Origin of the sequence: Sphingomonas sp. (genome assembly GCF_035758555.1) — a bacterium.
In the GTDB taxonomy this organism is placed as follows: Bacteria; Pseudomonadota; Alphaproteobacteria; order Sphingomonadales; family Sphingomonadaceae; genus Sphingomonas_B.
Genome location: NZ_DASTXI010000038.1, coordinates 1 through 5,778, shown reverse-complemented (window position 1 = coordinate 5,778; position 5,778 = coordinate 1). Strand labels below are relative to the sequence as shown.

Annotated in this window: 6 protein-coding genes; 2 read left to right on the top strand and 4 right to left on the bottom strand. The window is 65.9% G+C overall.

The window, feature by feature from the left end:
* Positions 1-79 precede the first annotated feature (79 nt).
* Positions 80-484 (top strand): hypothetical protein, encoded by a 405-nt coding sequence (locus VFT73_RS02070; RefSeq protein WP_326408481.1) that lies wholly within the window; start codon positions 80-82, stop codon positions 482-484.
* Between the two features lie 150 nt (positions 485-634).
* Positions 635-856 (top strand): DUF4170 domain-containing protein, encoded by a 222-nt coding sequence (locus VFT73_RS02065; RefSeq protein WP_326408480.1) that lies wholly within the window; start codon positions 635-637, stop codon positions 854-856.
* Positions 857-858: 2 nt separating this feature from the next.
* Here VFT73_RS02065 and VFT73_RS02060 read toward each other — a convergent pair whose 3' ends face one another.
* From VFT73_RS02060 to VFT73_RS02045, 4 genes are all read right to left on the bottom strand, one after another.
* Positions 859-1,488 carry a rhomboid family intramembrane serine protease gene (locus tag VFT73_RS02060; protein ID WP_326408479.1) on the bottom strand — a complete coding sequence of 210 codons (630 nt, stop codon included), beginning with the start codon at positions 1,486-1,488 and terminating at the stop codon, positions 859-861.
* Between the two features lie 88 nt (positions 1,489-1,576).
* Positions 1,577-2,053 carry a transcription elongation factor GreA gene (greA, locus tag VFT73_RS02055; RefSeq protein WP_326408478.1) on the bottom strand — a complete coding sequence of 159 codons (477 nt, stop codon included), beginning with the start codon at positions 2,051-2,053 and terminating at the stop codon, positions 1,577-1,579.
* An 81-nt stretch (positions 2,054-2,134) separates the two neighbouring features.
* Positions 2,135-5,470, bottom strand: a complete 3,336-nt coding sequence (gene carB / locus VFT73_RS02050; protein ID WP_326408477.1) for a carbamoyl-phosphate synthase large subunit — start codon at positions 5,468-5,470, stop codon at positions 2,135-2,137.
* The coding region (locus VFT73_RS02045; protein ID WP_326408476.1) for a hypothetical protein at positions 5,463-5,778 on the bottom strand (316 nt) is incomplete at its 5' end. The genes carB and VFT73_RS02045, both read right to left, overlap by 8 nt.

The following is a 5,778-nucleotide window of genomic DNA, read 5'->3' as shown; positions in this document are numbered from 1 at the left end:
AAACGGCGCGCGCTCCGGAGCCGCGTCCGTCCGAACCGGCCCCGGCCCGCAAGGCCCCGGCAGAACAAGGAGCATGACGATGGCGAGCCGCAACCAGACCAATCAGGGCAATCAGACCGGCTATAGCGGCGGCATCCGCGGCCGCGCGTCCGAAGCCGGCGACCGGATCGGCGGCGGCATCGACACCGCCCCGCTCGCCGCGCTCGCCGCCGGCGTGGTGGTCGGCGCGGTCGCCGGCGCTCTCCTGCCGCGCACCGAACGAGAGACCGAGCTGTTGGGCCCGGTCGGCAGCAGGATCGGCCAGGCCGCCGCCGAGGCCGCCAAGGCTGCGCGCGACGCCGGCAAGGAGGAGCTCGGCCTCCTCTCCGACGCCAAATCGCCGATGGAAGCGATCGTCGACAAGGCAATGGACGCCGTCAGCGCCGCCGGGTCGGCCGCGGGCAGCGCGGCCGCGTCCACGGTCAAGGGCAAGCAAGAAACGTAACGATCCAAGGAATCCGTTCGTTTCGAGCGAAGTCGAGAAACGGCCCCTCAGAGCATAGCGCTTCTCGACTTCGCTCGAAGCGAACGGAATTGAAGAGGCGCGATTGCCTGATCTTGCCCCTACGGCACGTGCCCGCTACGGCCCGCGCCCATGAGCAAGATGCATCTGGTATTCGGAGGCCGCGTGAAGGATCCGCGCGGCCTCGATTTCGTCGACCTGAAGAACATCGACATCGTCGGCATCTACCCCGACTATAAGAGCGCCGAGACCGCTTGGCGCGGCGCCGCGCAGCGCACCGTCGACGATGCCGAGATGAAGTACGTCGTGGTCCACCTGCACCGGCTGCTGGAGCCGGACGCGCCGGCCGCCTGAAATCAGGCGCCGCGATAGCGCCAGAGCAGCAGCGGCCGCGCGAGCGCGAGGCCGGCGACAAAGCCGCCGATATGCGCGAAGATCGCGACCTGCACGCCGCCCAGTGCGGCCATCCCGATCAGCGCCTGGACGAAGATCCACGCCGATGCCAGCCAGAGCACGCGCACGGTGTAGCCTGACAAGGGGCCGATGCCGCGCGTGCGGTCTCGTCCGAAGAACAGGGCATAGGCGCCGAACGTCGCCGAGATAGCGCCGCTCGCCCCGACCATCGGCACCGTCGACGTCGGGTCCATCGACCAGTGCAGCAGCGCCGCGGCATAGGCTCCGACGATATACAGGATAAGGCTGGGGCCGCGGCCGATGACGCTTTCCACGAAGCGGCCGACGAACACGAACATCAGCAGGTTGAAGCCGATGTGCAGCAGTCCGGCATGCACCAAAGTCGCGCTGAGCGGCGTCAGCCACACCGGCAATGCGCCCGGCACCTGCGCCAACCCGGACACGCGCGCCGGAATGAACCCGCCCTTCAGCGCCGCGACGTCCAGCCAGCCGGCGATCCACAGCAGGAAGAACGCCACCGCTGTCGCGATGGCGATCCACTGCGTCACCTTGCCTTCGGGTAATTCAGGCATTCCCTCGTCCGTTCGTTTCGAGCGAAGTCGAGAAACATTTGCACCGGGGCCGCGTGTCTCGCCTTCGCTCGACACGAACGGGTTTTGGTCAGATGAATTCGATCTTGGAAACGAGGTAGTAGCGGTCGCCGGACGGCACGGTCACCTCGACTTCGTCGTCGACCTTGCGGCCGATCAGCGCGCGGCCCAGCGGCGAATTGTACGAGATGCGGCCCAGCTTCGCGTCCGCCTCGGTCTCGCCGACGATCTGGTAGCGGACCGGCTTGTCGTCCTCGTCCAGCAAAGTGACGGTCGCGCCGAACACGACCTTGTCGCCGGAAAGCTCCTTCGGGTCGATGATCTGGGCCCGGCTCATCCGGTCCTCCAGCTGCGCGATCGACGCTTCGATCTGGCCCTGGCGTTCCTTCGCCGCATGATATTCGGCGTTCTCGGACAGGTCGCCGTGCGCGCGCGCTTCCTCGATCGCGTCGACGATCTGCGGCCGCTCCTCTTTCAGACGCTTCAGGTCTGCCTGGAGCTTGTCATAGCCTTCCGCCAGCATCGGCATCTTCTCGACGGTCGCCATTCATCCACCCTTCGTCAAAACTTGGCCGCCCGGCGGCCCATTTTCGGACCGCCTACCCACTCGATCGGATTGTCGGGAAGGTCAGGCGTGCGGCTGCGAATAGTAAGATTGCAGCGACCGCACTTCAAGTGGGCGCGCGCGGAGCGCCTCGATTGCCCTTACGGCAGCGGCGCTTGCGGCCGCCGTGGTGAAATAGGGAATCTTGCCGTGCAGCGCCGAGGCGCGGATGCTCGCCGAATCCTTCAGCGACTGCCAGCCCTCGGTCGTGTTGAAGATCAGGTCGACGCCGCCGTCCTTGATCCGGTCGACGATGTGCGGCCTGCCCTGCGCGACCTTGTTGATCCGCTCCAGCGGCACGCCGGCGGCTTCCAGATAGTCCGCCGTGCCGCCGGTCGCGATCACCGAATAGCCGAGCGCGACCAGTTCCTTCACCGGGGCGACGATCGCCGGCTTGTCGCTGTCCTTGACCGACACGAACAGGCAGCCGCCCTGCGGCAGCTTCGTGCCTGCCCCGATCTGCGACTTGGCGAAGGCGGTTGCGAAATCGTCATCGATTCCCATCACTTCGCCGGTGGACTTCATTTCCGGCGAGAGGATCGGATCGACGCCGGCAAAGCGCGCGAACGGGAACACCGCTTCCTTGACGGCAATGTGCCCGGTCGGCCGGTTGATCGGCGGCAGGTTCGCGAGCTTCTCGCCCGCCATCACCCGCGCAGCGAGCTTCGCGACCGGCGTGCCGACCGCCTTGGCGACGAACGGCACCGTGCGGCTGGCGCGCGGATTGACCTCGATCAGATAGACCTGCCCATCCTTCACCGCGAACTGGACGTTCATCAGCCCCTTGACCTTCAGCGCGCGCGCGAGCGCCTCGGTCTGCCGCTCGATCTCGGCAACCGTCTCCGCTGGCAGGCTGTACGGCGGCAGCGAGCAGGCGCTGTCGCCCGAATGGACGCCGGCTTCCTCGATATGCTGCATCACGCCGGTGACGACGACCTGGCTGCCGTCCGCGATCGCGTCGACGTCGACCTCGATCGCGTCTCGCAGATAGCGGTCGATCAGCACCGGGCTGTCGCCGGAGACCTGCACCGCGGTCGCGATATAGGCGTCGAGCTGCGCTTCGCCGTCGACGATCTCCATCGCCCGCCCGCCGAGCACATAGGACGGCCGGATCAGCACCGGATAGCCGATGCGGTTCGCGACCGCGATCGCCTCTTCGCGGCTGCGCGCGATGCCGTTTTCCGGCTGCTTGAGGCCGAGCTGGCTGACCAGCTTGGCGAACCGCTCGCGGTCCTCGGCCAGGTCGATCGCGTCGGGGCTGGTGCCGAGGATCGGGATGCCGGCATCCTCCAGCGCCTGGGCGAGCTTCAGCGGCGTCTGCCCGCCGAACTGGACGATCACGCCGACCAGCTCGCCGCGCGACTTCTCGACGTGCAGGATCTCCAGCACGTCCTCGGCGGTCAGCGGCTCGAAATACAGCCGGTCCGACGTGTCGTAATCGGTCGACACCGTCTCCGGATTGCAATTGATCATGATCGTCTCGAAGCCGGCCTCGCGCAGCGCGAAGCAGGCATGGACGCAGCAATAGTCGAACTCGATCCCCTGCCCGATCCGGTTCGGCCCGCCGCCCAGGATCACGATCTTCCGGCGATCCGAAGGCGCAGACTCGTCCTCGGGCACACCAAAGCTCGGCGCCTCGTAGGTCGAATACATGTACGGCGTCTTCGCCTCGAACTCGGCCGCGCAGGTGTCGATGCGCTTGAACACCGGCCGGACGCCCAATTTGTGCCGAAGCGCGCGCACGTCCTCCTCGGTCGCGCCGCCGGTCATTGCCTTCACCGCTTCCCCGATCAGCCCGGAGCTCTTGCCGAACGCGCGCCGCGTCCCCGGCTGCAGGTTCGCGGACCGGAGCGCCAGGAACGCGAGCCTTTTGTCCGAAAAGCCCATCGCCTTCAGCCGCCGCATGCCCACCGCATCGCGCGGCAAACCGTCCCGGCACACCAGCTCCTCGGCCTCGACGATCTCGGCCAGCCGCTCGAGGAACCACGGATCGTATTTCGCGACCGCGTGCACCTCGGCAACGCTCAAGCCTTCGCGCAGCGCCTGTGCCGCGACCAGCAGCCGGTCCGGCGTCGGGCGGGCGAGCGCGGCCAGGATATCCTCCTTCGGCGCCCCGGCCAGCGCATCGACGATGTTGAGCCCCGAAAGCCCCGTTTCCAGCCCGCGCAGCGCCTTTTGCAGGCTCTCATGGAAGTTGCGGCCGATCGCCATCACCTCGCCCACCGACTTCATCATCGTGGAGAGGTGCGGGTCCGATCCCTTGAACTTCTCGAAGGCGAAGCGCGGGATTTTGGTGACGATATAGTCGATCGTCGGCTCGAAGCTGGCGGGCGTCGCCCCGGTGATGTCGTTGTCGATCTCGTCGAGCGTATAGCCGACCGCCAGCTTCGCCGCGACCTTGGCGATCGGGAAGCCCGTCGCCTTGGAGGCGAGCGCGGACGACCGCGACACGCGCGGGTTCATCTCAATCACGACCAGCCGCCCATCCTTCGGATTGACTGCGAACTGGACGTTGGAACCGCCTGTTTCGACACCGATTTCGCGCAGGCAAGCGATGCTTGCGTTGCGCATGATCTGATATTCCTTGTCGGTCAGCGTCAGCGCCGGCGCGACGGTGATCGAGTCGCCGGTATGGACGCCCATCGGGTCCACATTCTCGATCGAGCAGATGATGATGGCGTTGTCGGCGCGGTCGCGCACGACTTCCATCTCATATTCCTTCCAGCCGAGCACCGATTCCTCGATCAACACTTCGGTCGTGGGCGACGCGTCGAGGCCGCCGGTGACGATCTCGACAAACTCCTCGCGGTTGTATGCGATGCCGCCGCCGGTGCCGCCCAAGGTGAAGCTCGGCCGGATGATCGCCGGTAGCCCGACATGCTCCAGCGCCGCCATCGCTTCCTCGATCGAGTGCGCGATCTGGGAACGGGGCGATTCCAGCCCGATCTTGTCCATCGCCTCGCGGAATTTCAGCCGATCCTCGGCCTTGTCGATCGCGTCGGCATCGGCGCCGATCATCGTCACGCCGAACCGGTCGAGCGTCCCGTCGCGGAACAGCGCCAGCGCGGTGTTCAGCGCGGTCTGCCCGCCCATCGTCGGCAGGATCGCGTCCGGCCGTTCCTTCTCGATGATCTTGGCGACGATTTCGGGCGTGATCGGCTCGATATAGGTCGCGTCGGCAAACTCCGGGTCGGTCATGATCGACGCCGGGTTGGAGTTGACCAGCACGATCCGATAGCCTTCCGCCTTCAGCGCCTTGGCCGCCTGCGTCCCCGAATAATCAAACTCCGCCGCCTGCCCGATAACGATCGGGCCCGCGCCGATGATGAGGATGGAGGAAATGTCGGTACGTTTAGGCATCATCATCCCAGAAGAGCGGCGAGTTGATGGGTAACAAAGCAAGCCCCTTGTGGAAGGGAATCTTGCCGCAGACATTGAAGTGGACTTCCTCGCGCGCTCTCTCGGGTGCGGGGTCACTGACCTCGAAGCAGCTCGTTCCAAGCTTCTTGGAGAGCAACCAATGGCCGCCGTTAGGGCTATCGAAAACTACCGCACCATCCGCCTTGATGACTGCTTCGCCAACGACTCGGAACTTTGTCGATTTGAGATGGGCCGCAACGGCAGCGAGGCGTTTAGCCACAAACTCCAAACCAAGATTTGCCGCTACT

What these genes read in the sequence shown, in the direction of transcription:
- carB (WP_326408477.1), bottom strand. Translation starts at nt 5,470, where the DNA reads ATGCCTAAACGTACCGACATTTCCTCCATCCTCATCATCGGCGCGGGC.
- greA (WP_326408478.1), bottom strand. Translation starts at nt 2,053, where the DNA reads ATGGCGACCGTCGAGAAGATGCCGATGCTGGCGGAAGGCTATGACAAG.
- VFT73_RS02065 (WP_326408480.1), top strand. Translation starts at nt 635, where the DNA reads ATGAGCAAGATGCATCTGGTATTCGGAGGCCGCGTGAAGGATCCGCGC.
- VFT73_RS02060 (WP_326408479.1), bottom strand. Translation starts at nt 1,488, where the DNA reads ATGCCTGAATTACCCGAAGGCAAGGTGACGCAGTGGATCGCCATCGCG.
- VFT73_RS02070 (WP_326408481.1), top strand. Translation starts at nt 80, where the DNA reads ATGGCGAGCCGCAACCAGACCAATCAGGGCAATCAGACCGGCTATAGC.